The organism is Sphingopyxis sp. EG6, from assembly GCF_003609815.1.
In the GTDB taxonomy this organism is placed as follows: Bacteria; Pseudomonadota; Alphaproteobacteria; order Sphingomonadales; family Sphingomonadaceae; genus Sphingopyxis.
This window is the reverse complement of record NZ_AP017603.1, coordinates 1,629,712-1,652,023: the sequence shown is the minus strand read 5'-3', so window position 1 is coordinate 1,652,023 and position 22,312 is coordinate 1,629,712. Positions and strand designations below refer to the sequence as shown.

Here is a 22,312-nt window from a genome sequence, read left to right as displayed (position 1 = left end):
GTTCATGGAAGCCTTGTTCACCTCGACCGCCGTCGTTGCGCTCGCCGAAATCGGCGACAAGACGCAGTTGCTCGCGATTTTGCTCGCGACGCGGTTCAACCGCCCGCTGCCGATCATTCTCGGTATCCTGGTGGCGACGTTTGCCAATCATGCGCTCGCGGCGCTGCTCGGCGCGTCGGCGGCCAGTTTTCTTGATAGCGCGATTTTTCGCTATGCAATCGGCCTGTCGTTTATTGCGATGGCGGCGTGGACGCTGATCCCGGACAAGTTCGAGGATGAGGATGCGCCGAAGCCGCGGTTCGGTGCCTTCCTGACGACGCTCGTCGCCTTCTTCCTCGTCGAAATGGGCGACAAGACGCAAATCGCCACGATCGCGCTCGGCGCGCAATATCATGACGTCGTGGCCGTCACCGCGGGAACGACGCTCGGCATGATGATCGCCAATGTGCCGGCGATCTTCCTGGGGCATGAACTGCTCAAACGGGTCGATCTGGCGAAGGTGCGCATGATCGCGGCAGGATTGTTCCTGCTGATCGGCCTGTGGGTGCTTGCCCAGACGGCGGGTTGGCTCGGCTAACCCGTGTTGCGCATCGCCAGCGTCCGCTCGAAGCTCCAGCTTGACGCACACATGGCGTCGAGGTCGCGCTGCGCGGTCCAGCCAAGCTCTTGCGCCGCGCGTTCGGGGCTGGCGTAGCAGCTTGCCACGTCGCCGTCGCGGCGCGGCGCGAGGCGATAGGGAATGCTGACGCCGTTCACCCGTTCAAACGCCCGAACCATATCCAGCACCGAATAGCCTTGCCCGGTGCCAAGGTTCCAAGTCGAAAGGCCGGGAGCGGCCTGGACGATCGCGTCGAGCGCCGCAACATGACCATCGGCCAGGTCGACGACATGGATGTAATCGCGCACCCCGGTGCCGTCGGGGGTGTCATAATCGCTGCCGAATACGGACAGCTCATTGAGCCGTCCGGCAGCGACGCGGCTGATAAAGGGCATCAGATTGTTCGGAATGCCGTTCGGATTCTCGCCAATCAGGCCGCTGTCATGCGCGCCGACCGGGTTGAAATAGCGCAGGGTGGCGATGCGCCATTCGGGGTCGGACGCCGCAATGTCCGCTAGCATCTCCTCGATCATCAACTTGGTGCGGCCATAGGGATTGGTCGCCGATGTCGGGTGTTTTTCATCGAGCGGCAGATATTGCGGTTGGCCATAGACCGTTGCGCTTGACGAAAAGACCATCGTCTTGACGCTGCAATCGGCCATGGCCTGGACCAGCGACAGCGTCCCGCGCACATTATTGTCGTAATATTTCATCGGTTCGGCGACCGATTCGCCGACGGCTTTCAGCCCCGCGAAATGGATGACGGCTTCGGCATCGTGGTCCGCCATCGCGCCGCGCAACGCATCGCCATCACGAATATCACCGACGACCAGGGGAACCGCCGTACCGGTGATCGCTTCGAGCCGTTCGATCACCGCGGCATCGCTATTCGCAAGATTGTCGAAGCAGGCGACCTGATGGCCTGCTGAAATCAAAGCGGTCGCAACATGGCTGCCGATATAGCCGGTGCCGCCGGTCAACAGGATATTCATCGGATTGCCTTGCCTCCAAACGGAAATTTTGCCGTCAACGAATCCGCCCTATTCGATCCCGCGCCTGCGACCAAGCCACCGGGTACGCCCTATTGCGCCATAGGGCTGGTAAGGGCGACGTTACCCGCGCTTGGACCAGTCTTTGCGATACCAATCGACAAACGCCGGAATGCCGACCGCCATCGGGGTGCTCGGGGCAAAGCCCAGGTCGCGGCTGATATCTTCGATATCGGCGAAGGTCTGATAGACGTCGCCGTCCTGCATCGGCAGCAAATTTATTTCGGCCTTGCGATCGCAGGCGGTTTCGATCGCGCGGATCAGGTCGGTCAGCTGTTCGGGCCGGTTGTTGCCGATATTGTAAAGCCGATGCGGCGTGGTGAAGCCGCCGGGCTTCATCTGCTTGTCATCGCTGGGTGGGCGGTCGAGTGCCAGAACGACACCGCTCACGATATCGTCGATGAACGTGAAATCGCGCAGCATGTCGCCGTGATTATAGACGTCGATCGGGCTCCCTTGCAGCACCGCTTCGGTGAATTTCCACACCGCCATGTCGGGCCGCCCCCAGGGGCCGTAAACGGTGAAAAACCGCAGTCCGGTCTGCGGAATCCGGAACAGATGCGCATAGGTTTCGCTCATCAGCTCGTCAGCGCGCTTGGTCGCCGCATAGAGCGAGATCGGTGCGTCGGCGCGGTCGGCCACGCGAAAGGGCGTATCGGCACGCATGCCGTAAACCGACGACGATGATGCATAAACCAGGTGCGCAATTGTCCGGTGGCGCGCCAGTTCAAGGATATTCACATGGCCGGCGACATTCGAGTGAATGTAGGCCGCCGGGTTTTCGAGCGAGTAGCGCACTCCCGGCTGCGCCCCCAGATGCACGATGCGGTCGATCGCCACATCGGTCAGCGCCGCGGCAAGCGCCCCGGCATCGCCAAAATCAACATCCTTGAACGCGAACAGGTCGCCATAGCGCGCTGCAAGATGCGCGACACGCGCGCGTTTGAGATCGAGCGAATAATAGGGCGTGAAATTGTCGATACCGACTACGCGCTCGCCTCGCGCAAGCAGCGCCGCCGCAACATGCATGCCGATAAAGCCCGCCGCACCGGTGATGAGTGTCGTCAAATTCTGTCCCTGCCTTGGCCGTCAAACTGCGCGCAGCCCATCCGCAAAATTGGCTGCCGCGATAATGCTTGGCTCCCGATGCCGCTCTTATCACGCCAATCGGTAAATTCAGAGGTAACGACGGCAGGAATATTGACGGCCGTTGGCCAACCGCCGCGGAGCGCGCGCGCGCGTGCGCGACGCTGCAGTCGTCAGAATATATGGGGATGGTGAGCCCTGCTGGGTTCGAACCAGCGACCTACTGATTAAAAGTCAGTTGCTCTACCGACTGAGCTAAGGGCCCATCGCGGCGCCGCAAAGGCGGTGCGCGAAGTGAGCCGTCGCCCTAGTGCGCTGCTGCGCCCCGGTCAACCGGCTTTGGACGTCCGAGGCGCGCGGCGAGCTGGCGGACGCTGCGGCGGTGGAGCGGATGCTGCCAATTGGGAACGATCGCGCGGAGCGGGCCGAGGACGAAGGCGCGCTGGTCGATCGCGGGGTGGGGGATGGTGAGCGCGCTGTCGGACCAGATGCCGCCCGACCAGAGGAGAATATCGAGGTCCAGCGTCCGCGCGCTCCAGCGCTGCCCGACGCGGCGGCCAAAGGCGGCTTCGATCGCGTGAAGTCTTGCGAGCATCTGCGGCGGGGTCAGCGTCGATGCGACCAAGGCCACCGCATTCGCATAGCGGCGGCGCGAAGGGCCGATCGGATCGCTTGCGATGATCGGGCTGGCATCGACCGCTTCGATATCGTTGCTTTCGAGCGCCGCAAGCGCCGCCATCAACACCGCGCGCGGATCGCCGAAGCGCGCATGGCGGCGATTCGAACCGAGGCCGATGGCATAAAGGGGAAGCGGCGTTGCGTTGCTCATGCTCTCGCGCCTATCGCAGTTGTGTGGAGATTGACAGCCCATTGCCCGGTACCGAACCGCCGCGAGATTGCCCGCGCTGTCCGCGATTGGTCGCGTTGCGGCGCGAATGTCAGGCCGAATATCCGGACTGGTGGAACGCGCCGGTCGATGCGTTCGGCGACCCTGACGCCTGGCTGGCACTTGCGGGACTGGCGCCGGGCAAGCATGGTGCGAACCGGACCGGACGGCCTTTCACGGGCGATTATGCGGGCGACCTGCTGTTCGCGACGCTCGCCAAATTCGGGCTGAGCAAAGGTCGGTATGATGCGCGGATCGACGACGGTTTGACTCTCGAAGGCGCGATCATCGTCAACAGCGTCAAATGCCTGCCGCCACAGAACAAGCCGACGCCTGCCGAGATTGCGAATTGTCGCCCGTATTTCGAACAGCAACTGGCGGCCTTGCCCCGCGTCCGCGTGATCGTCGCGCTGGGACGGATCGCGCATGACGCGGTGCTAAGAGCAGCGGGCGCGCGGCTGGTGGCGCATCCGTTCGGTCATGGCGCAGTTCACCGGCTGGCAGAGGAGCGGTACCTTGTCGATAGCTATCATTGCTCGCGTTACAACACGAACACCGGGCGCCTGACCCCTGAAATGTTCGCCAATGTCTTTCGCGTAGCGCTGGCGCTACGTGATCAGACGAGCGGGCCGAATTCCTCGATCAATCCGCGGTAAAGCACACGCTTGAACGGCACAATCAGCTTTTCGATCTCGTGCAGTTCGGCCCACCTCCAGGCGCGAAATTCCTGGTGTTTGGTGGCGATGTTGATGTCCCTATCCTCACCCATGAAGCGCATCAGGAACCAGTGCTGGCGCTGGCCGCGATATTTGCCGCCCCACATCTTGCCGATCAGATGGTCGGGCAGGTCGTAGAAATATTCCGCGCGGCTGCGCGCGATGATTTCGACCAGCCCGCCATGGACGCCGGTTTCCTCGCCAAGCTCGCGGATCGCCGCCTCCTCGGCATCTTCGCCGTCGTCGATCCCGCCCTGTGGCATCTGCCAGGCTTCACTCGAGGTATCGAGTCGCTGGCCGACGAACACCTTGCCGTCGCGATTGGCGAGCATGACGCCGGCACAGGGCCGATAGGGAAGGGCGTTGTGATCGATCATGCCGCTCCGCTAGCTTCGGCGACGATCGCTTTCAAGACCAACAAGGCGCCGCGGATGTCCTCCTTGGCGCTTGGGATGCCTTGCGCCAAATTGATATATCCATGAATGCTGCCCGTCGCTTCGCGATACGTCGTCGGGACACCTGCCTCGATCAGCTTGGCGGCATAGGCGCGGCCCTGATCGCGCAGCGGGTCGAGGCCAGCGGTGGTAAGCAGCGTCGGCGGCAGGCCGGCTGCCGGAAAATCAAGCGGCGCCGCGCGATAGTCGGCGGGATCTGGCGCATAATGGTTGCCGAAATACGTCATGCTGCCGGTGGTCAGCAGATGGCCTTCGCCAAAATCGCGATAGCTTTGCCAGTCATCGTGCGTCGTAACGGCAGGATAGATGGGGTGCATTGCAATCACCGGCTTTGACGCGGGCTTGTCGCGAAGGGTGAGTGCTGTCGCAATGGTCAGGTTGCCGCCCGCGCTTTCCCCCGACAGGACCAGCCCAGTGCAGGGGTAATTGTTGGCAACCCAGCGCGCCGCCGCCTCGCAATCCTCAGGCGCGGCGGGGAAGGGGTGTTCGGGCGCGAGGCGATAATCGACCGCGATTACCGGCATGTCGAGCAGGCGTGCGGCTTCGGCGCAATAGCCATCGTGGGTATCGAGGTCGCCAATGACCCAGCCGCCGCCATGGAAGAAAACCATCACCGGGCCGGGTTCGCGACCCGGACGATTGTCATAGATTCGGACGGGAATCTCGCCAGCAGGGCCGGGGATGGTCCGGTCCTCGACCTGCGCAATCTCTCCGCGGGGAGCGTCGGCCATCTGGGCCATCACGCGGAACATCTCGCGCGCGCCCTCGGGCGGCATCTCTTCCATCTTCGGACCTTCCTGCGCGTTCAGAAACGCCAGGAAAGTCGCCACGTCAGGGCGCGTAAAATGCGTGGTGCCGTCGGTCATCCTGTAATCCCCTCGTTCCGCTTGTGCGGCCTGTTGTTTGCGCAGCTATTCGGCATCACCGCGGATAATTCAATCGCAATTCGCAACCCATTCGGACGTTTGAAGTTTGCAGCGCACAATTTTTTCTGAATTGCGGCATCGCGCCCACAGGCCTAGGCCAGCGTCACAGGTTCGCAAGATTCAAGGCAGAAGAAAAAATGGCGACAGCGGTAGTGGACGAAGCCGACAAGCGGCAGTCCCCCCTTTCGGATGCGGTGGTAGTCAGATTTGCAGGCGATAGCGGCGACGGGATGCAGCTGACCGGTGGTCAGTTCACTTTGTCGTCGGCGCTCGCGGGCAACGACTTTGCGACCTTCCCCGATTTCCCCGCCGAGATCCGCGCCCCGCAGGGGACGCTTTTCGGCGTGTCGGCCTTCCAGATCAACTTCGGTTCGTCGGCGATCGATACCGCGGGCGATGCGCCCGACGTGCTCGTCGCGATGAACCCCGCGGCGCTCAAGACCAATGTGCCGTCGCTCAAACCCGGCGGACTGATCATTGCCGACGAGGGCGAGTTCAACGATCGCAACCTTGCCAAGGCGAAATATGACGCCAACCCGCTCGATGACGGCAGCCTGGCCAAGTGGCAGCTGCTCAAGCTCAACATCAGCCAACTCACCATGGACGCCGTCAAACCCTTCGGGCTTGGCAACAAGGAGGCGCTGCGCTGCAAAAATATGTGGACGCTGGGGCTGGCGCTCTGGATGTTCGATCGTGATCGCCAGCCGCTGATCGACTGGCTGAATGGCAAGTTTGCGAAGGCACCCGATCTTGCGGCGGCCAACATCGCGGCGCTCAACGCGGGCCACGCCTATGGCGAGACCGCCGAGCTCGCGGGGCCGCTGAAGCAGCATCATGTCGACCCGGCGCCCGTTGCACCGGGCCTCTATCGCACGCTGACCGGCGCCGAGGGGATCGCGCTCGGGCTGGTTGCGGGCGCGCAGCTCGCCAAGCTGCCGATGTTCTTTGGCGGCTATCCGATCACCCCGGCTTCGGCGATCCTGCATCATTTGTCGCGGCTCAAGGAATATGATGTCACGACCTTTCAGGCCGAGGACGAAATCGCCGCCATCTGCTCGGCAATCGGTGCGAGCTACGGCGGTGCGCTCGGTGTGACGTCATCGTCAGGACCCGGTATCGCGCTGAAGGGCGAGGCGATGGGCCTGGCGATCATGACCGAGTTGCCGCTCGTCATCGTCAATTCGCAGCGCGGCGGTCCCTCGACCGGCCTGCCGACCAAAACCGAACAGTCGGACCTTTACCAGGCGGTCTATGGCCGCAACGGCGACGCCCCGATGCCCGTCATTTCGGCGCGCTCGCCCGGCGACGCGTTCGATTGCGCGATCGAGGCGGTGCGCATCGCGGTGCAATATATGACCCCGGTGATGCTGCTCACCGACGGCTATATCGCGAACGCCGCCGAGCCATGGGCGGTGCCCGATCTGACGACTTACGAGGCTTTCCCGGTCGAGTTTCTGACCGAGGTGCCCGAGGGTGGCTTCAAACCCTATGGCCGTGACGACAAGCTCGCGCGTCCGTGGGTCAAGCCCGGTACGCCGGGTCTGCTCCACCGCATCGGCGGGATCGAGAAGGAAGTCGATACCGGCCACATCAATTATGCGCCGGGCAACCATCAGGCGATGACCGACATCCGCAAGGACAAGATCGACGGCATCAAGGTGCCCGATCAGATCGTCGAGCTGGGCGCCGAGGGCGGCAAGCTTGCGGTTGTCGGCTGGGGCTCGACCTTCGGTCCGATCCACCAGGCCGTGCGCCGTAAGCGCGCCGAGGGTCTTGACGTCAGCCACGTTCACATCCGTCATATCTGGCCGCTGGCCGCCAACCTTGGCGAATTGCTCAAGAGTTTTGACAAGGTGATCGTGCCCGAGATGAACACGGGGCAGCTCAAGACCGTGCTGCGCGACCAATATCTGGTCGATGCGAAGCCGGTGAACAAGGTGTCGGGTCAGCCCTTCACCATCGCCGAAATCGAAGCCGCCATCGAGGAGGCATTGAAGTGAACCAGGTTACTCCGATCACCCGCGCCACCACGCTCAAGGATTGGGAAACCGATCAGGAAGTCCGCTGGTGCCCCGGTTGCGGCGACTATGCGATCCTGAAAGCGGTGCAGCGCACGATGCCCGAAATCGGCACGGCGCCCGAGAACACCGTATTCATCAGCGGCATCGGCTGCTCGTCGCGTTTTCCCTATTATATGGAAACCTATGGCTTCCACACGATCCACGGCCGCGCGCCGGCATTCGCGACGGGGTTGAAGCTTGCCAACCCGAACCTCGATATCTGGATCGTCACCGGCGACGGCGACGGACTGTCGATCGGCGGCAACCACACGATGCACCTCATTCGCCGCAATCTCGATTGCCAGATCATGCTGTTCAACAACGAGATTTACGGGCTGACCAAGGGGCAATATTCGCCAACCAGCCGCGTTGGCACCACCAGCCCATCGACCCCTTACGGCTCGGTCGATCGCCCCGCGCAGCCGGCCGCCTTCGCGCTCGGCGCCGGCGCGCGTTTCGTCGCACGCGGCTTCGACGTGTCGAAGGAACTGCCAAACGTGCTCAAGGCCGCACATGCTCACAAGGGTGCCGCCTTTATCGAGATTTTCCAGAACTGTATCGTCTATAACAAAGATGTGTTCGAGGATTTCGCGGCACCGAAGGGCGCCGAGGATCGCCAGCTGTGGCTGAAGCAGGGCGAACCGATGCTCTATGCCAAAGGTACCAAAGGCATCGCGCTCGATGCCGATGAACTGCATCTCAAGACCGTCGATGTGGTCGATGGCGACTGGGAAGCCGCTGGCGTGATCGTCCATGACGTCACCAACCGCAGCGTCGCGCACATGCTCGTCGAGATGCGTTTCGGCGAATTTCCGATGGCGCTCGGCGTACTCTACGACGATCCGCGCCCGACCTTTGAAGCCGATGTCTGGCGCCAGAATGCAGCGGCGCGCGAAGGCAAGACCGCCGATCTCCAAGGTCTGCTGAAAAAGGGCCAGACGTGGACGGTGACCGAAGGCGGCCCGGAGCTGTAATCGCCGCGCAGGTGGTGTTCACCAACGGGCGGATGAACCGGTCCGCATAACGCATTGCAATGCCGCCCGATCCGCGCCACCAAGCGGCGATGGATAATCTGACGCACAGCCTTGTTGGCGCGCTTCTCGGCCAGATGGGGCTCAAGAAAAAGACGGGGCTGGCGATCCCGACACTGATCCTGGCGGCGAACCTGCCCGACGTCGACGCAGCGTGTCTGGCGTGGCTCGACGGGGTTCAGCATCTGGGGTTTCGGCGCGGGATTACCCATGGTCCGATCGCGCTGCTCGTTCTGCCGATATTGTTGTGGGCGGCGATGCTGGCATTCGATCGCTGGCAGACGAAGCGCGGCAAGCGCCCGGCGGCACGGCTGCCGATCGACAAGGGCTGGTTGCTGGTGCTCGCCTATATCGGCTGCCTGAGCCACCCGGCACTCGACTGGCTCAACAATTACGGCATCCGCTTGCTCGAACCCTTTTCGTCGCAATGGTTTTACGGCGATACGATCTTTATCATCGACCTGTGGATGTGGATTGCGCTGGGTCTGTCGATCTGGCTGTCGCTGCGTCGCGAACGGGGCGGAGCGGCGAATTGGCAGCGGCCCGCGTGGGTCGGCTTCACCGCGGTCTGCGCCTACATCTTTGCCAACGGCCTGATCACCGGCGCCGCCGAACAGACAACGGCGAGCGCGCTGGCCGCGGGCGGACACCCCGACGCGCTGGTCGTAGCGAGTCCGCCGCCTCTTGCCTTCTGGCAACGCGACATCTTTTGGCGCACCGCGGACCGTTATGGGAGCGGTAGCTTTACCCCCGGCGTGGGCGGCAATCTGGACATCGCCGGTCAGCCGACCGGAATGGATGATCCCCGCCTGAAAACCTGGCTGATGGGCGATCCCGGTGCCCGCGCTTTCCTGTTCTGGGCGCGGATGCCCGTTGCGCAGGCGGACGGCGACGCGATTCTGCTACGTGACCAGCGGTTTATGCATCCTCTGGCGCAGGATCGTTTTCAGGTCCGGCTGACCGCACCCGACACGGCTACGCGCGACGAATGACCGCGCCGATCATAATCTGGTTTCGCCGCGATCTGCGCCTTTCCGATCAGGCGGCGGTCATCGCGGCCGCAGCGGCTGGACCGGTGATCCCGGTGTATATCCTCGACGATGAAATGCCCAAGCATCGTCGCATGGGCGCGGCCTCGCGCTGGTGGTTGCACCATAGCCTTGCCAGCCTCGACGCCAGCTTGCGCGAAAAGGGATCGCGATTGGTGTTGCGGCGCGGGCGCTGTGACGAGCAACTCGCGATGATTGCCGAAGAAGCGGGCGCAACGTCGGTCCATTGCCTGCGCCACTATGAGCCTTGGTGGCGCAACGCCGAAAAAGCCGTCGCGAAGCGGCTCGACCTCGTCTGCCACGATGGCAATTACCTGCTTCCGCCCGGATCGCTGACGACCGGGGGTGGGACGCCATACAAGATCTACACGCCATATTGGCGCGCCCTCAAAGACCATATGCCCCCGCCGGAGCCGTCGAACCGCCCGCGCGAAATCGCGGCGCCGGGCGCGTGGCCCAATTCGGATGCGCTGGCGGACTGGGGGCTGCTGCCGACCAAGCCCGACTGGGCTACCGGTTTTGCGGCCGAATGGGAGCCGGGCGAAGCGGGTGCGCGCAAGCGGATCGCGGCGTTCATTGATGAGGCCGCCTATTACGACCGCCAACGCAACCTGCCGTCGCGCGAGGGCAGTTCGCGCCTGTCGCCGCACCTGCATTTCGGCGAAGTGTCGCCCGCGACGATCTGGCACCGGACCGCCGATGCCGGGGGCTCGGTCGATGTCTTTCTCGGCGAGATTGGCTGGCGCGATTATGCGCAGAACATCATCCTGCAGTTTCCGGACTATGGCAGCCGCAGCGCGCGCGCGGCGTTTGACGATCATTTGCCGTGGCGCAGCGGCAGCGAGGCCGATGCCGACCTCGCCGCCTGGCAGCAGGGTCGCACCGGCTATCCAATTGTCGATGCCGGGATGCGCCAGCTGTGGACGACGGGATGGATGCACAACCGCGTCCGGATGATCGCCGCCAGCTTCCTGATCAAGCATCTGCTGATCGACTGGCGGCAGGGCGAGCAATGGTTCTGGGACACGCTGGTCGATGCCGATTACGCTTCGAATGCGGTGAACTGGCAATGGGTCGCGGGGAGCGGGGTCGACAGCAATATGTTTCCGCGGATCATGGCGCCGCTCACCCAATCGGAAAAATTCGATGCGGCGGGCTATATTCGCGAGTGGGTGCCGGAACTTGCCGAACTCACCGAGCCCGCGATCCACGATCCCGAAGCCTTCGGCCAGCGTCCGCAATCCTACCCGGCCAAGCTCATTGGTCACCGTGAAGCACGCGAACGCGCGCTGGCTGCTTATGACGTCATGAAGGCGCGCGGCAACTGATTGTCAGGCGCCCGACTTTGGGGCAGGAAGACGTTATGAACACGCATGTCAGCCCGCGCCGCGGCAAGCAATTGCTTCGCGCCGACCGCGCCTACCGCAGCGGCGGCGCGCTGGCGCGGCTGCTGGCACTGGCGCCCGCGGGTCTGTTTCATCGCCTCCTCGACCGGATCGACGCAGGCCTCGCGCTGGGTACGATCGAAGCGCATACGCCCGATGGCAGCGTCCGTTTGCTTGGCGGCCGCGGAAAGGGGCCGGCAGCCGTCGTACATCTGCACAGCTGGGCCGCGTTGGCACGCCTCGCAATGTCGGGATCGGTGGGCTGGTACCGCGCCTGGGACGCGGGGGAGTGGACATCGCCCGATCCGGTGCCGCTGTTCGACCTGTTCATGCGCAACGGCGAATCGCTGGGCGACGTGGCGCGCGCGCGTGGGCCGCTGCGCTGGCTCAACAAGATCGCCCATATCCTTAACCGCAACAATCGCCGCGGTGCGAAGCGCAATATCCATGCCCATTATGATTTGGGCAATGATTTCTATCGCTTGTGGCTTGACCATGCGATGAATTATTCCAGTGCGCTGTTTGCGGATCCCGCGCATTCGCTGGAAGAGGCTCAGACCAGCAAGGTCGACGCGATCCTTGACCGGCTCAACTTGCGGTCGGGCAGCCGCTTGCTCGAAATCGGCTGCGGCTGGGGTGCGCTGGCGGAGCGGGCGGTCGAACGGCACGACGTCATCTACACAGGCATCACGCTGTCGCCGGCGCAGGCCGAGATTGCCGACGCGCGGCTGGCCGCAGTGGACCTGTCGGGGCGGTCGCGGATCGAGCTTTGCGACTATCGCGACGCGCAGGGTCCCTATGACGCGATCGCCAGCGTCGAAATGGTCGAAGCGGTAGGGCAGGCCTATTGGCCCGCCTATCTCGACGCGGTCGCGCGATTGCTGCGGCCCGGCGGTAAGGCCGCGATCCAATATATCCTGATCAATGACGCGCTGTTCGAACGCTATGCGGCGAGCAGCGATTTCATCCAGGCCTATATCTTTCCGGGCGGGTGCCTGATCTCCGAAAGCCGGTTCCGCGCGTTGGCTGAGGCCCGCGGTCTGGCGTGGCGCGACGTTCACCATTTTGGCGAGGATTATGCCGAAACGCTCCGCCAGTGGCGCGAGCGTTTCGACGCGGCGGTCGCTGCCAACCAGCTGCCGTCCGGTTTCGACGACCGTTTCGTGCGGCTCTGGCGTTATTATCTGCAATATTGCGAGGGCGGATTTCGCGGCGGCGGCATCGACGTTGCGCAAGTGACGCTGGAAAAAACAGCCTGAAAACAGGGGAAAGGCAAGCTATGCGACGATATCTGGCAGCGGCGTTGTTGTGCGCGGCGGCGACCGCCTGCACGGCACCCGCGTCCACCCAAACCACCGACACGCTGCCAAAGGATATGAATGTGCTGTTCTGGACCCAGGATCAACGCGACCTTGCTTTCCGGACGATGGAGACCGTCCCGAAAGTGGTGGTCAATACTGTCGAAGCGGGTGATGTCGTCTATCCGTTGCCACAGGGTCGACCGATCGATCTGGGTACCGACGTCGATGCCTATATGGCCAAGCAGCGCCATGCCGGGCTGATCATCGTCCATGATGGCAAGATCCGGCTCGAGAAATATGCGCTCGGCTATGGCGCCGCGGGGCGCTGGACCAGCTTTTCGGTCGCAAAGAGTTTCACCTCGACCCTCGTCGGGGCGGCGGTGAAGGACGGCTATATCAAAAGCCTCGACGACAAGGTCACCGTCTATATCCCCGGGCTCAAGGGATCGGCCTATGACGACGTGTCGGTGCGCCAATTGCTGACCATGACATCCGGCGTCAAATGGAACGAGGATTATACTGATCCGAAATCCGACGTCGCGCTGTTCAATATGCAAAAGCCCATTGCAGGCGAAGATGTAACCGTCAGCTATATGAAGACTTTGCCGCGCGACGTTCCGGCAGGATCGAAATGGCTATACAGCACGGGCGAAACCAATTTGATCGGCGTGCTGGTGTCGAGTGCGACGGGCAAAAGCTTGTCGGCCTATCTTTCCGAAAAAATCTGGAAACCGTTCGGGATGGAGCAGGATGCGGTCTGGATGCTTGGGGCAACCGGGCATGAGATCAGCGGTTGCTGCATCTCCGCAAGCCTGAAGGATTATGCGCGGCTTGGCCAGTTTGTGCTCAATGACGGCGTTGTGGACGGGGTCAGGATCGTGCCGGATGACTGGTTCGGCAACGCGACGACGAAACAGGCCGATATCGGCCTGCCGGGCCGCGGTTATGGCTATCAGTGGTGGACCAATGACGATGGCAGCTTCGCCGCGCAGGGGATCTTTGGTCAGGGCATCTTCATCGATCCGAAGCGCAAGCTGGTGATCGCGTCGAACGGCAACTGGCCGACCGCGACCGATCCCGAAGGTGTCGGCGCGGCGCGCGAGGCGTTCTACAAGAGCGTGCAGGCGGCGGTGGATCGGGAAGCGAAATAGGGTTCGCAGCCCCCGCGAAGGCGGGGGCCGACGGTCATTTAGTCGGCAATCATCGCCGTCGCGCGCTGCGCCAGCCATACTGCCGTGAGCGGCACTGCAACACCCAGCGCCATGATCCACCATGTGTCAGCAAGCGTTACCGCACGATAGAGCGCTGCGCCGATCACCGACCCGGCGACGATCCAGCCCGCGCCGGTTCCCGCCGATATCCGCATCGCAAGCCATCCCCCGGCGAAGCTGCCGATGAACCAACCGACGATAAGCGCGATGGTCGAGCCGAGCGGAATCAGAATTTCGCCACTCTCGACATCATATTCGGACGGCGAAATTTCGCTGCCTGCATATTGCGCCAGCCAGATGAGCCCGAAGGCAACGACAATCCCGATTACCGCCGCGATCGCCGATCGCAAAATATCCTTGGTCATAGCTGCGCCCTTGCAAACCCGTCTTGTCGGGCTGCCTTAGTGCCGGAAAACAAAGATGGCGTTAAGCCTTTTCCATGACCTTGGGCAGCGCGTGGAATGCGGTGCTGTCAAAGCCCTTGACCATCAGATCGGCAACGAAGGTCCCGACCGCTGCGGGCTCCTTGATGCTGTTCGCATCTTCGCCCGGATAAGCGCGCGCGCGCATCTGGGTGCGCGTCCCGCCGGGGTCGAGGATCGCGGTCCGCACCGTCGAAATATTGCGCATCTCGGCACCATAGCTGGTCACGAGCGTCTCAAGCGCAGCCTTCGATGCGGCATAAGCGCCCCAATAGGCACGGGGTTCGCGCGCGACGCCACTCGACAGCGCGAGCAGGCGGCCGTTCGCGGCGCGGCGCAGCAGCGGGTCGAAATTGGCGATCAGCGCCTGCTGCGCGATCAGGTTGAGCGTCAGCAGCTTGTTGAATTCCTTGCCGTCGATCGCCGCCACCGGGGTAAGCGTGCCGAGCATGGCGGCGTTGAGCACCAGCATGTCGAGCTGTTGCCAGCGTTCGGCCATGGCGCTGGCGAGCCGCGCGATGCTGTCGCCGTCGGTCAGGTCGAGCGGCGCGATCGTCGCGGCGCCGCCTGCCTCGTGAATACGGTCTTCGAGCGCTTCGAGCCCGCCCGCGGTGCGCGCCGTGATCACGACATGCGCGCCGCGCGCCGCCAGCGCTTCGGCGATCGCTTCGCCGATGCCACGGCTCGCCCCGGTGACGAGCGCGACCTGGCCCGCCAATTCTTCAGTCCTTATAGTCATGGTGTCAGACAACCCGTTCGGCAAGCAGCGAAAATTGATCTTCCAGCCCATGCTCGTCGAAATCGGTCAGCGTGGTCGGATAATCGCCGGTAAAGCAGGCATCGCAATATTGCGGCGCATCGTCGGTGCGCTTGGCTTCGCCCAGCGCGCGATAAAGCCCGTCGATGGTGACGAACGACAGGCTGTCGGCGTTGATGAAGTTCGCCATTTGCCCGACCGTCATCTGCGCCGCGAGTAGCTTGGCCCGTTCGGGGGTGTCGACGCCGTAGAAGCAGCTGTGCTGGGTCGGCGGGCTGGCGATCCGCATATGGACCTCAGCGGCACCCGCATCGCGCATCATCTGCACGATTTTCAGGCTGGTCGTGCCGCGCACGATCGAATCGTCGATCAGCACGATGCGTTTGCCGGCGATCAGCGCGCGATTGGCATTATGCTTCAGCTTTACGCCGAGATGACGGACCTTGTCGCCCGGCTGGATGAAGGTGCGACCGACATAGTGCGAGCGGATGATCCCGAGTTCGAACGGGATGCCCGATTCCTGCGCATAGCCGATTGCCGCTGGCGTCCCCGAGTCGGGGACGGGAATGATCAGGTCGGCATCGACGGGGTTTTCGCGCGCTAGCTCGGCGCCGATCGCCTTGCGCACCGAATAGACGCTGGTGCCGTCGACGATCGAATCGGGGCGCGAGAAATAGACATATTCGAAGATGCACGGGCGCGCCGACTGCGTCGCGAAAGGCCGGTGCGAGGTCAGTTGGCCATCGCGGATGATCACCAGTTCGCCCGGTTCAACCGAGCGGACAAATTCGGCGCCGACGACGTCGAGCGCGACGGTTTCCGATGCCAGGATATGCGCGTCGCCCAATTTGCCGATGACAAGCGGACGGATGCCGAGCGGATCGCGGCAGCCGATCATCCCCTCGGCGGTGAGGCAAATCAGCGAATAGGCGCCCTCGACCTGTTTCAGCGCGTCGATGAACCGGTCGAGCAGCGAGCGATAGTTTGACGTCGCGACGAGGTGAATGATCACCTCGGTATCGCTGGTCGACTGAAAGATCGAACCGCGGCGAACGAGCAGCTTGCGCAGCGCGGCGGCATTGGAAATATTGCCATTGTGCGCCACGGCGAAGCCGCCCGTCGCGAGGTCGGCGAACAGCGGCTGGACATTGCGCAGCGCGGTTTCGCCGGTCGTCGAATAGCGGACATGCCCCACCGACGATCCGCCCTGCAACTGACGCATGATGTCGTCGCGGTCGAAATTGCCCGCGACATGGCCCATCGCGCGGTGGGTGTGGAATTCCTTGCCGTCGAACGCGGTGATGCCCGCGGCCTCCTGGCCGCGATGCTGCAGCGCGTGCAGGCCGAGCGCAACGACCGCGGCGGCGCTGTCGGCGCCATGAATACCAAAGACGCCGCACTCCTCGCGGAGCTTGTCGTCATCGAAAGGGTTGGTGGTGAGCATGATGGTCCAGCAACGAGGGCAGTGACTGGCGCGCATATAGGGACGGTTATCGCAAATGTCGCCCCCCTATTCACGATATTGTCACGGCATGTTCAAACGACGGGATGACAGGGGTCGGGCTTGTGCTCTAAAGCCCCGAAACATGGACCAGCAACGCGACACCGCCGACCGATTTCTCCCGCGTTTTGACGCTGCCGGATTGGTGACCGCCATCGTTACCGATGCCGACACCGGGGTGCTGTTGATGGTCGCGCATATGAACGCGGAGGCGATCGAGCGGACACAGGCGACGGGGCAGGCGCATTTCTGGTCGCGGTCGCGCGCGGCGCTGTGGCGCAAGGGCGAGACGTCGGGCAACGGACTGACGATGGTCGAAATGCGGGTCGATTGCGACCAGGACGCGCTGCTGCTGCGCGTGAAGCCCGTCGGCCCGGCTTGTCACACCGGGCGCCGGTCGTGCTTTTATCGCCGTATCGAGGCGGACGGGGCACTGACGTTCCTGGACGATGATGCGCAAGGCTAAGCTCGCACTGGCATTCGGCATATTGCTCGTCGCCGCGTGCGAGCGGCATGCGCCGGATCGGAGCGAGCAGGGGATCGACGCCGACAACCCGCTGGAGATCGCCGCGCGCGAACGCGGCGTCGTCAGTCCCGACGCGACGACGCCGGTTGGTGTGTTCGAGCGTTCGCACGATCTCGGCCGCGACGCGATGTGCGTCGTTCCCGACGGAGCGGGTCAGTGGCGTTTTGCGGTGACCGCAGCATTCGGGACGACTTTGTCCTGTTCGGCGACCGGCACGATCGTGCGCGACGGGGACGGCTGGCGCATGCGTTTTGCCGGAGCGGACGGCTGCGAGGCACTCGTGCGCGAAGAGGAGGACGAGCTTCGCCTCCCGGGAAGCTTGCCGCCACAATGCGCCGCGCTCTGTCCAGCCCGCGCGTCGCTGTCGGGTTTGCGATTGCCGCGCGCGAGCTGGTCCGCCGACGATGCGCGGGGCTTGCAGATCCGCGACGGGCAGGGCAATATGCTGCAACCGTGCGGGGGCTGAACGGTCCCGATATGCGCCGATTTGCCGGTCTTGACGTTCACGTCAACGGAAACTAGTTTCCTCGGCATGACCGAAGCCTACGGCCACTCCCATATCGATACCCCCGACCATCTGGGGCGCGAACAATTCAGCATCACCGACTTGTCGACCGAGTTCGGCGTGACCGCGCGTGCGCTTCGCTTTTACGAAGATGAAGGGCTGATCAGCCCGTCGCGCAAGGGATTGTCGCGCATCTATTCGAAACGCGATCGGGCGCGGCTGGCGTGGATCCTGCGCGCAAAGCGTACGGGGTTCAGCCTCGCCGACATTCGCGAGATGATCGACCTCTACGACGTCGGCGATGGTCGCAAGTTGCAGCGGCAGGTCACGATCGAAAAATGCGAACAGCGCATCGGCCTGTTGCAGCGCCAGCGCGACGACATCGACAGTGCTGTCGAGGAATTGTCGCGGTTCATCGATATGGTGAAAAAAGTCGACGCGAGCCAAAAGGCCGGTTGAGCCTCTCCCCAGGCAAGCTACCATTGCCAACCTGATTTTCAGAAGGATTTCCCATGCCCGTCTATCGCGCGCCTGTGCAGGACAGCCTGTTCCTCCTCAACGATGTGCTGGCGGTTGAGCGCTACGCCAACCTGCCCGGTTTCGCCAACGCCTCCCCGGACATGATCGAGGCGGTGCTGACCGAAGCCGGCAAATTCTGTGAGGAAGTGCTGTTCCCGATCAACCAGTCGGGCGACCTCGAGGGTTGCACGCGCCACGACGACGGATCGGTGACCACGCCGAAGGGGTTCAAGGAAGCCTACAAGGCCTATTGCGACGCCGGCTGGACCTTGCTGACCCAGCCCGAGGAATTTGGCGGGCAGGCGCTGCCGCATGTCGTCGGATTTCCGGTCGAGGAATATCGCATGGCGGCGAACCAAGCCTTTGCGATGTATCCGGGGCTGACCCAGGCCGCGGTCGCGGCGATCCTGGTCAAGGGATCGGACGAGCAGAAGGCGACCTATTGCCCCAAGATGATCTCGGGCGAGTGGGGCGGGACGATGAACCTGACCGAACCGCATTGCGGCACCGACCTGGGGCTGATCCGCACCCGCGCCGTGCCCAACGGCGACGGCAGCTATGCGATCACCGGTACCAAGATTTTCATCTCGTCGGGTGAACATGACCTGACCGAGAATATCGTCCACCTTGTCCTCGCCAAGACCCCTGATGCCCCCGACAGCGTCAAGGGCATCTCGCTGTTCATCGTGCCGAAGTTCCTGGTCAATGACGACGGCTCGCTCGGCGACCGCAACGCGCTGCAATGCGGCTCGATCGAACACAAGATGGGCATCCACGCCAATTCGACCTGCGTCATGAACTATGACGGCGCCAAGGGCTGGATGGTCGGCGAGGAGAATAAAGGCCTCGCCGCGATGTTCGTGATGATGAACGCGGCGCGGCTTGGCGTCGGTATCCAGGGGCTGGGGCAAGCCGACATCGCGTTTCAGAATGCGGTTGCCTACGCGCAGGACCGCCGTCAGGGCCGCGCGCTGACCGGACCGCAAGACCCGCAGGAAAAGGCCGACCCGCTGTTCGTCCACCCCGACGTGCGCCGCATGTTGATGGACGCCAAGGCGACCGTAGAAGGATTGCGCGCGCTGTGCCTGTGGGGTGCGTTGCAGGTCGATCTGGCGCATGTCGCGGAGACCGAGGAGGAGCGCCAGCGCGCCGACGACCTCGTTAGCCTGCTGACCCCGGTGATCAAGGGCTATGGCACCGACAAGGGCTATGACGTCGCGACCAACGCGCAACAGGTGTTCGGCGGCCATGGCTACATCGAGGAATGGGGCATGAGCCAATATGTCCGCGATGCCCGCATCACGATGATTTACGAAGGCGCCAATGGCGTCCAGGCGATGGATCTGGTCGGACGCAAGCTCGCGCAGAATGGCGGGCGCGCGATCCAGGCCTTCTTCGCGGTCATCGACGGCGAATGCGCGCGCGCCAAGGACAATGAGGCGCTGGCCGACTTTGCCGGGCGGCTTGAAAAGGCGAACGGCGAACTCAAGGCCGCGACGATGTGGTTCATGCAGAATGGCATGGCGAACCCCAACAATATCGGCGCCGGCGCGCATCATTATATGCATATCATGGGCATCGTCGCGCTGGGATCGATGTGGCTGATGATGGCCGAAGCGGCAGGGAAGGCGCTCGCGGAAGGTCGCGGCAACAAGGCGTTTCTTGAGGCCAAGCTGGTCACGGCGCGCCATTTCGCCGAACGCTTCCTGCCCGATGCGGGATCGCTGCGCCGCAAGATCGAGGCCGGGAGCGAAGCGATGATGGCGCTGACCCCGGAACAATTTTACGCCGCCTGATTGCGCCCCATGGAACGATCGCCGACGCCATGCGTGGCGTCGGCGATGAGCGATACCGAACGCCCGCGCACTTTGGCTCCGATCGTCGCCACCGGACGGAACTGCTGGCGTATCGAACGGGCGAACAAGGCGCGAATGATTGTCGATGCAGCCGACTATTATGCGCTGCTCGAACGGCTGATGGCGGGCGCGAAGGAGCGTATCCTGCTGATCGGGTGGGATTTCGATCCGCGTATTCCGCTTATTCCGGATGAGTGGGGCAAAGGCGAATCGCTCGGCCACTATCTCCTCCGCCTCGCCAAGGATCAGCCGAAGCGCGACATCGACATTTTGCGCTGGAACTTCGGCGGGCTGAAGCATCTGTTCGTGCCGTCGATCGTCGCGATGGTGCTGCGCTGGAAAATGACCCGGTCGATCAGCTTCCGGCTCGACAGCGCGCATCCCGTGGGGTGCAGCCACCATCAAAAGGTTGCCGTCTTCGACGATCATCTGGCGGTGTGCGGCGGCATCGACGTCAGCTCGGCGCGCTGGGACACGCGCGATCATGTCGACGACGACCGGCGGCGTACCGGCCCCAACGGCAAACCCTATATGCCGTGGCACGATTCGACGATGATCCTGTCGGGACCGATCGGCGAGGCGCTCGCCGATCTCGGCAACGAGCGTTGGCAGCGCGCGACGAAGAAGCCGCTGCGCGACCTGAGCGGCGCTGGCGAGAATTGGCCTGACGATCTTGAACCCGATTTCACAGACGTCGATGTCGCGATCTCGCGCACCAGCGCAGAATATGATGGCCGCGCCGAGGTGCGCGAGAATGAGCAGCTCTATCTCGACATGATCGCGGCGGCGCGGCGCTTCATCTATTTCGAGAATCAATATTTCACCAGCGGCGCGATTGCCGCGGCGATTGCGGCGCGGCTCGACGAGGACGACCCGCCCGAATTTGTGATGGTGATGCCCAAGACCGCCGACGGGTGGCTGGAGCAGATGGCGATGGATGCGGCGCGGGTGCAACTGGTCCGCTCGATTGCGAAGTCTCGGCATGGCGACCGGCTGAAAGTCTATGTTCCGCACACCAAGGTCGGCGAGCCGATCTATGTCCATGCCAAGACCGCGATCGTCGACGACCGGTTGATCCGGATCGGATCGTCGAACCTCAACAATCGGTCGATGGGGCTCGACAGCGAGTGCGACGTCACGATCGATGCGGCATTGGCGGCGAACAAGGGCGTCGAGCCGGTGATAGCGCGGCTTCGCGAGTCACTGATGGCCGAGCATCTGGGGGTGGCGGAGGCGGATGTGGCGGCGACGTTCGAGCGCAGCGGGTCGTTGATCGAGACCATCGAGGCGCTACGGGGGACAGGGCGGTCGCTTGAACTGCTCGACCTGGTTCCGCCCGGTCCGCTGGATGAGTTTATCGCCGACAATGAAGTGCTCGATCCGACCAGCCCCGATGCGATGTTCGAAAGCATCGCCGAGCGCGGGCTGAAAAAGAGCTGGCACCGCGGGCGAAGCTGGATGAAGCGGCATCGGCCGTTTGGGCGGTCGAAGGCGTCGGCCTCTTAGCCGTAGCCCTGAGCTTGTCGAAGGGCGCTTCACCGAGAAGCGCCCTTCGACAAGCTCAGGGATACGGTGATTTCGGAAGCCTCAATCCGCCAGCGACAAAATATGCTTCGCCTGTTTGAGGTGCGGGGCATCGACCATCTTGCCGTCGACCTGGAGCACACCGACGCCCGGCTGCGCCGCAAAGGCGTCGACGATCGCCTGCGCGCGGGCAACCTCGTCGGCGCTGGGGGTGAAGGCGGCGTTGATCGCGGCGACCTGTGACGGATGGATCGCCATCATCCCGGTAAAGCCGTCGCGGCGCGCGCGGGCGGCGTAGGCGGCAAGCCCCGCCTCATCCTTGATCGCCGGGAATACCGTATCGATCGCGGCGGCCCCCGCGGCGTGCGCGGCAAACAGGGTCAGCGCGCGGGCGACATCATAAGGCGGGGTGTAGCCGCCATCGGCCTCGCGGCTGGTCGTGGCGCCGATCGCGGCGGGCAGGTCTTCGGCGCCCCAGGTCAGCCCGAGCAGGCGGTCCTTCGCCTCGCGGTAGCTGCCGAGGGTGAAGATCGCCGCAGCGGTTTCGGTGGCGATCGGCAGGATCGGCGGCAGCGAGGCGTCGGACGCCGATTCGCTGCGCAGTATCGTGTCGAGCTGCGCGATGCTCGGCGCACCTTCGGCCTTGGGCAGCATGATCGCGTCGGGACGCGCGGTGATGATCGCGGCGACGTCGGCGGCGGTGAGATGCCCGTCGAGCGGATTGACGCGCACCAGCGTGATGACTTCGCGTTCGGCGACAAGATAGTCGGCAATGGCGTGCCGCGCCGCGTCCTTGTTGGCGAGCGAAACCGAATCCTCGAGGTCGAGGATGATGGCATCGGCGCCCGATGCCGCCGCCTTGGCAAAGCGTTCGGGGCGGTCGCCGGGGACGAAGAGGAGGGAACGTAATCGCATGCGGTCTATCCGTAGTCCTGAGCCTGTCGAAGGA

General features: G+C 63.4%; 22 protein-coding genes and 1 tRNA gene. 13 read left to right on the top strand and 10 right to left on the bottom strand.

Annotated features, from left to right (window positions below):
• Nucleotides 1-4: 4 nt before the first annotated feature.
• Nucleotides 5-577 (top strand): TMEM165/GDT1 family protein, encoded by a 573-nt coding sequence (locus SPYCW_RS08160; protein WP_120216370.1) that lies wholly within the window; start codon nt 5-7, stop codon nt 575-577.
• Here the strand turns inward: SPYCW_RS08160 and galE are convergent.
• From galE to folK, 4 genes are all read right to left on the bottom strand, one after another.
• The gene (gene galE, locus SPYCW_RS08155; protein ID WP_120216369.1) at nt 574-1,590 is read right to left on the bottom strand and encodes a UDP-glucose 4-epimerase GalE; all 1,017 of its coding nucleotides are present in this window, start codon (nt 1,588-1,590) and stop codon (nt 574-576) included. The two genes, SPYCW_RS08160 and galE, sit on opposite strands and share 4 nt — an antisense overlap.
• A 120-nt stretch (nt 1,591-1,710) precedes the next feature.
• The gene (locus tag SPYCW_RS08150) at nt 1,711-2,715 is read right to left on the bottom strand and encodes an NAD-dependent epimerase/dehydratase family protein (RefSeq protein ID WP_120216368.1); all 1,005 of its coding nucleotides are present in this window, start codon (nt 2,713-2,715) and stop codon (nt 1,711-1,713) included.
• Between the two features lie 207 nt (nt 2,716-2,922).
• A tRNA-Lys gene (locus tag SPYCW_RS08145) sits at nt 2,923-2,998 on the bottom strand.
• Between the two features lie 42 nt (nt 2,999-3,040).
• Nucleotides 3,041-3,562, bottom strand: a complete 522-nt coding sequence (folK, locus tag SPYCW_RS08140) for a 2-amino-4-hydroxy-6-hydroxymethyldihydropteridine diphosphokinase (protein ID WP_120216367.1) — start codon at nt 3,560-3,562, stop codon at nt 3,041-3,043.
• A gap of 23 nt (nt 3,563-3,585) precedes the next feature.
• On the opposite strand from folK, the gene SPYCW_RS08135 reads away from it, so the two are divergent.
• Nucleotides 3,586-4,275 (top strand): uracil-DNA glycosylase, encoded by a 690-nt coding sequence (locus SPYCW_RS08135; RefSeq protein ID WP_120216366.1) that lies wholly within the window; start codon nt 3,586-3,588, stop codon nt 4,273-4,275.
• On the opposite strand, the gene SPYCW_RS08130 is transcribed toward SPYCW_RS08135, so the two are convergent.
• Together SPYCW_RS08130 and SPYCW_RS08125 are read right to left on the bottom strand one after the other, a co-directional pair.
• The gene (locus SPYCW_RS08130) at nt 4,236-4,712 is read right to left on the bottom strand and encodes an RNA pyrophosphohydrolase (protein ID WP_120216365.1); all 477 of its coding nucleotides are present in this window, start codon (nt 4,710-4,712) and stop codon (nt 4,236-4,238) included. The genes SPYCW_RS08135 and SPYCW_RS08130 overlap by 40 nt on opposite strands.
• Entirely contained in the window at nt 4,709-5,656 is a 948-nt protein-coding gene (locus SPYCW_RS08125; protein ID WP_120216364.1) for an alpha/beta hydrolase, read from the bottom strand. The genes SPYCW_RS08130 and SPYCW_RS08125 overlap by 4 nt, the downstream gene beginning before the upstream one ends.
• A gap of 197 nt (nt 5,657-5,853) precedes the next feature.
• On the opposite strand from SPYCW_RS08125, the gene SPYCW_RS08120 reads away from it, so the two are divergent.
• Genes SPYCW_RS08120 through SPYCW_RS08095 form a run of 6 tightly spaced genes read left to right on the top strand, consistent with a single transcriptional unit; the run spans nt 5,854 to nt 13,693 of the window.
• Nucleotides 5,854-7,716 carry a 2-oxoacid:acceptor oxidoreductase subunit alpha gene (locus SPYCW_RS08120; protein ID WP_120216363.1) on the top strand — a complete coding sequence of 621 codons (1,863 nt, stop codon included), beginning with the start codon at nt 5,854-5,856 and terminating at the stop codon, nt 7,714-7,716.
• Nucleotides 7,713-8,750, top strand: a complete 1,038-nt coding sequence (locus tag SPYCW_RS08115; RefSeq protein ID WP_120216362.1) for a 2-oxoacid:ferredoxin oxidoreductase subunit beta — start codon at nt 7,713-7,715, stop codon at nt 8,748-8,750. Before SPYCW_RS08120 ends, SPYCW_RS08115 begins: the two co-directional genes overlap by 4 nt.
• 59 nt (nt 8,751-8,809) lie before the next feature.
• Nucleotides 8,810-9,799: a metal-dependent hydrolase gene (locus tag SPYCW_RS08110; RefSeq protein ID WP_232014881.1), complete on the top strand. Its 990-nt coding sequence runs from the start codon at nt 8,810-8,812 to the stop codon at nt 9,797-9,799.
• The gene (locus tag SPYCW_RS08105) at nt 9,796-11,184 is read left to right on the top strand and encodes a cryptochrome/photolyase family protein (RefSeq protein ID WP_120216361.1); all 1,389 of its coding nucleotides are present in this window, start codon (nt 9,796-9,798) and stop codon (nt 11,182-11,184) included. The genes SPYCW_RS08110 and SPYCW_RS08105 overlap by 4 nt, the downstream gene beginning before the upstream one ends.
• Before the next feature lie 35 nt (nt 11,185-11,219).
• Nucleotides 11,220-12,500 carry an SAM-dependent methyltransferase gene (locus SPYCW_RS08100; protein WP_120216360.1) on the top strand — a complete coding sequence of 427 codons (1,281 nt, stop codon included), beginning with the start codon at nt 11,220-11,222 and terminating at the stop codon, nt 12,498-12,500.
• A 20-nt stretch (nt 12,501-12,520) separates the two neighbouring features.
• Complete coding sequence (locus SPYCW_RS08095; RefSeq protein ID WP_120216359.1) at nt 12,521-13,693, top strand: serine hydrolase domain-containing protein; 1,173 nt, start codon at nt 12,521-12,523, stop codon at nt 13,691-13,693.
• A 38-nt stretch (nt 13,694-13,731) separates the two neighbouring features.
• On the opposite strand, the gene SPYCW_RS08090 is transcribed toward SPYCW_RS08095, so the two are convergent.
• From SPYCW_RS08090 to purF, 3 genes are all read right to left on the bottom strand, one after another.
• On the bottom strand, nt 13,732-14,118 hold the full coding sequence (locus SPYCW_RS08090; protein ID WP_120216358.1) for a hypothetical protein: 387 nt from the start codon (nt 14,116-14,118) through the stop codon (nt 13,732-13,734).
• Between the two features lie 61 nt (nt 14,119-14,179).
• Nucleotides 14,180-14,914: an SDR family NAD(P)-dependent oxidoreductase gene (locus SPYCW_RS08085; RefSeq protein WP_120216357.1), complete on the bottom strand. Its 735-nt coding sequence runs from the start codon at nt 14,912-14,914 to the stop codon at nt 14,180-14,182.
• Between the two features lie 4 nt (nt 14,915-14,918).
• Nucleotides 14,919-16,376, bottom strand: a complete 1,458-nt coding sequence (gene purF / locus SPYCW_RS08080; RefSeq protein WP_120216356.1) for an amidophosphoribosyltransferase — start codon at nt 16,374-16,376, stop codon at nt 14,919-14,921.
• Between the two features lie 142 nt (nt 16,377-16,518).
• Between purF and hisI the strand changes: the two genes are divergently transcribed.
• The 5 genes from hisI (at nt 16,519) to SPYCW_RS08055 (ending at nt 21,345) form a co-directional block, all read left to right on the top strand.
• On the top strand, nt 16,519-16,899 hold the full coding sequence (gene hisI / locus SPYCW_RS08075) for a phosphoribosyl-AMP cyclohydrolase (RefSeq protein WP_120216355.1): 381 nt from the start codon (nt 16,519-16,521) through the stop codon (nt 16,897-16,899).
• Nucleotides 16,883-17,425, top strand: a complete 543-nt coding sequence (locus tag SPYCW_RS08070; protein WP_232014880.1) for a hypothetical protein — start codon at nt 16,883-16,885, stop codon at nt 17,423-17,425. Before hisI ends, SPYCW_RS08070 begins: the two co-directional genes overlap by 17 nt.
• 66 nt (nt 17,426-17,491) lie before the next feature.
• Nucleotides 17,492-17,923 (top strand): MerR family transcriptional regulator, encoded by a 432-nt coding sequence (locus tag SPYCW_RS08065; protein ID WP_120216354.1) that lies wholly within the window; start codon nt 17,492-17,494, stop codon nt 17,921-17,923.
• Between the two features lie 53 nt (nt 17,924-17,976).
• Nucleotides 17,977-19,779, top strand: coding sequence for an acyl-CoA dehydrogenase C-terminal domain-containing protein (locus SPYCW_RS08060; RefSeq protein ID WP_120216353.1), 1,803 nt, complete (start codon nt 17,977-17,979; stop codon nt 19,777-19,779).
• Nucleotides 19,780-19,824: 45 nt separating this feature from the next.
• Nucleotides 19,825-21,345 carry a phospholipase D-like domain-containing protein gene (locus tag SPYCW_RS08055; RefSeq protein WP_120218185.1) on the top strand — a complete coding sequence of 507 codons (1,521 nt, stop codon included), beginning with the start codon at nt 19,825-19,827 and terminating at the stop codon, nt 21,343-21,345.
• A gap of 81 nt (nt 21,346-21,426) precedes the next feature.
• Here the strand turns inward: SPYCW_RS08055 and SPYCW_RS08050 are convergent, their stop codons facing one another.
• Nucleotides 21,427-22,278, bottom strand: a complete 852-nt coding sequence (locus tag SPYCW_RS08050; protein ID WP_120216352.1) for an HpcH/HpaI aldolase/citrate lyase family protein — start codon at nt 22,276-22,278, stop codon at nt 21,427-21,429.
• Nucleotides 22,279-22,312: the final 34 nt, after the last annotated feature.

Excerpts from the sequence above, each read along its gene's own strand:
- SPYCW_RS08160 (WP_120216370.1), top strand. The coding sequence starts at position 5 with ATGGAAGCCTTGTTCACCTCGACCGCCGTCGTTGCGCTCGCCGAAATC.
- galE (WP_120216369.1), bottom strand. The coding sequence starts at position 1,590 with ATGAATATCCTGTTGACCGGCGGCACCGGCTATATCGGCAGCCATGTT.
- folK (WP_120216367.1), bottom strand. The coding sequence starts at position 3,562 with ATGAGCAACGCAACGCCGCTTCCCCTTTATGCCATCGGCCTCGGTTCG.
- SPYCW_RS08130 (WP_120216365.1), bottom strand. The coding sequence starts at position 4,712 with ATGATCGATCACAACGCCCTTCCCTATCGGCCCTGTGCCGGCGTCATG.
- SPYCW_RS08125 (WP_120216364.1), bottom strand. The coding sequence starts at position 5,656 with ATGACCGACGGCACCACGCATTTTACGCGCCCTGACGTGGCGACTTTC.
- SPYCW_RS08120 (WP_120216363.1), top strand. The coding sequence starts at position 5,854 with ATGGCGACAGCGGTAGTGGACGAAGCCGACAAGCGGCAGTCCCCCCTT.
- SPYCW_RS08110 (WP_232014881.1), top strand. The coding sequence starts at position 8,810 with ATGCCGCCCGATCCGCGCCACCAAGCGGCGATGGATAATCTGACGCAC.
- SPYCW_RS08105 (WP_120216361.1), top strand. The coding sequence starts at position 9,796 with ATGACCGCGCCGATCATAATCTGGTTTCGCCGCGATCTGCGCCTTTCC.
- SPYCW_RS08100 (WP_120216360.1), top strand. The coding sequence starts at position 11,220 with ATGAACACGCATGTCAGCCCGCGCCGCGGCAAGCAATTGCTTCGCGCC.
- SPYCW_RS08095 (WP_120216359.1), top strand. The coding sequence starts at position 12,521 with ATGCGACGATATCTGGCAGCGGCGTTGTTGTGCGCGGCGGCGACCGCC.
- SPYCW_RS08090 (WP_120216358.1), bottom strand. The coding sequence starts at position 14,118 with ATGACCAAGGATATTTTGCGATCGGCGATCGCGGCGGTAATCGGGATT.
- SPYCW_RS08085 (WP_120216357.1), bottom strand. The coding sequence starts at position 14,914 with ATGACTATAAGGACTGAAGAATTGGCGGGCCAGGTCGCGCTCGTCACC.
- purF (WP_120216356.1), bottom strand. The coding sequence starts at position 16,376 with ATGCTCACCACCAACCCTTTCGATGACGACAAGCTCCGCGAGGAGTGC.
- hisI (WP_120216355.1), top strand. The coding sequence starts at position 16,519 with ATGGACCAGCAACGCGACACCGCCGACCGATTTCTCCCGCGTTTTGAC.
- SPYCW_RS08070 (WP_232014880.1), top strand. The coding sequence starts at position 16,883 with ATGATGCGCAAGGCTAAGCTCGCACTGGCATTCGGCATATTGCTCGTC.
- SPYCW_RS08065 (WP_120216354.1), top strand. The coding sequence starts at position 17,492 with ATGACCGAAGCCTACGGCCACTCCCATATCGATACCCCCGACCATCTG.
- SPYCW_RS08060 (WP_120216353.1), top strand. The coding sequence starts at position 17,977 with ATGCCCGTCTATCGCGCGCCTGTGCAGGACAGCCTGTTCCTCCTCAAC.
- SPYCW_RS08055 (WP_120218185.1), top strand. The coding sequence starts at position 19,825 with ATGAGCGATACCGAACGCCCGCGCACTTTGGCTCCGATCGTCGCCACC.
- SPYCW_RS08050 (WP_120216352.1), bottom strand. The coding sequence starts at position 22,278 with ATGCGATTACGTTCCCTCCTCTTCGTCCCCGGCGACCGCCCCGAACGC.